This is a genomic window from Peloplasma aerotolerans, assembly GCF_030012175.1.
GTDB lineage: Bacteria > Bacillota_I > Bacilli_A > Acholeplasmatales > Acholeplasmataceae > Peloplasma > Peloplasma aerotolerans.
In genome coordinates this window covers 1-1,289 of record NZ_JASCXW010000082.1, presented here as the reverse complement: position 1 = coordinate 1,289, position 1,289 = coordinate 1, and the positions used below count along the sequence as shown (strand labels likewise).

The following is a 1,289-nucleotide window of genomic DNA, read 5'->3' as shown; positions in this document are numbered from 1 at the left end:
TAATTTTTTATTGATGATATACCATGCAGCTGCTTAATGTATCTTAAGTCTTCGTCAAAGAAATCCGTATATGCAACTCCAGCCATATCTTTTTTTCTAGCTATTCTTCCGATTTCTTGAACATAATCTGCTAAATTACCAGAAGGAGCATAATGATACACATTTTGAATATCATCTATATCAATACCCATACCAAAAGCTTTGGTTGCAAGTACAAGTTTCTTTTTTCCAATTCTAAAATCTTCTAAAGTTTCATTTTTTTCTATTTTATCAACATTGCCATAATATTTACCTATACTTTCAAGTTTAGTAGCTAAAATCTTACTATAAGTCTTATTTATTTGAGATACAAAAGGAAAATATACTAATGTTTTTTCATTTCTATCTAAAAATTCGTTCATTCGAGTTACTACTAGTTGATCTTTTTCTTGTCTGTAATCATTTTCTTTACTTTGAATTTTGATATTAAATGAAATGTTTTCTCTAATTATTTTTCCAATATATGGCTTTTTAACATTTAGAGAAAGATCGCTGATTATATCGTAATACATATCATCAGATCCACCTAGGGTTGCAGTTGCTGTGAAAGCAGCGATTGGGAAAGACATCTCTTTATTGTATTTCTTTAGTTTTTTCAAAAAATCTCCCAAGTACCAATAATCTGGTCGAAAACTTTTTCCCCATGTTGCGACAGTATGTGCTTCATCGATTACAATTAGGCCAATTCTTCTATCACCAATTAACATCTTTATATCTGTATTAGATAATAGAGTTTCTGGTGAAAGATAAAGGATTGATATTTTCCCATTATTTATGTCTTGTTTTATTCTTTCTTTTTCGATTGGTGTATATTCAGAATTGATTGTAGCTGCTTTATCTGTTAATTTTTGAAGATTAGATACTTGATCGTTCATCAATCCGATAAGTGGTGTAATTACTAGAGTTAATAAATTGTATTCTTCAGCTAATTTAATTGCTGGAATTTGAAAAATAATGGATTTCCCCGCACCAGTAGATGCAGTCATGAATGTATCATTGAATGCTTCGTTACTTAAAGCTTTTTCAGCATTTGTAAAAATCTCATCAATTATTTGTATTTGAGATATTTCAATTACATCGTTATTACCGTATTGAGGATTTTCATAAACCTTGATCTCTCTGAATTGTGCATTTGAATCTAACCTCATTAATATTGGTTTATATTTGGTGTCATCAACAATTATGTCATTGTCAATAGCGTTGATAACTTCATAGCAGGATATATCTATTTTAGCAAGATTATTTAATAC

General features: G+C 29.2%; 1 protein-coding gene. It reads right to left on the bottom strand.

All coding sequences use genetic code 11. The features are described 5' to 3' along the window. Nucleotides 1-1,289, bottom strand: a 1,289-nt coding sequence (locus tag QJ521_RS09635) for a DEAD/DEAH box helicase (RefSeq protein WP_282840270.1), incomplete at both ends; no start/stop codon positions are given.